The 352-nt window shown below is 68.5% G+C and carries 1 pseudogene; it reads left to right on the forward strand.

Annotation, left to right across the window (positions count from 1 at the left end):
- A pseudogene (locus EN850_RS34455) lies at positions 1 to 352 on the forward strand (ATPase); the annotation flags it as partial.

Raw genomic sequence — 352 nt, forward strand, 5'->3', positions numbered from 1 at the left:
CTGCTTGTGCACCGGCCTGCGACCGACCTTCTGGTTGAACTGGAAGCGCCGGTTCCGGGCCAGCCCGGTTCGCTGGAAGAGCTGTACCCGGCGATCCGCGAGCTGATGTCCGGCATCGAGGCCGCCGCGACGGTGGAAGACCTGTGCAGGCTGGCCGCCGCGCATGTGCGACGCCTCACCGGCTTCGACCGCACCCTGGCCTACCAGTTCGATGCAGGCTGGAATGGCACGGTGGTGGCCGAGGATGGCAACGGCCTGCTGCCCTCCTATCTGGACCTGCGCTTCCCCGAATCGGACATCCCGGCCCAGGCGCGTGAGCTGTACCGCCGCAACCGGGTGCGGCTGATTGCAG

It is taken from the genome of Mesorhizobium sp. M8A.F.Ca.ET.207.01.1.1 (assembly GCF_004794715.1).
Classification (GTDB): Bacteria; Pseudomonadota; Alphaproteobacteria; order Rhizobiales; family Rhizobiaceae; genus Mesorhizobium.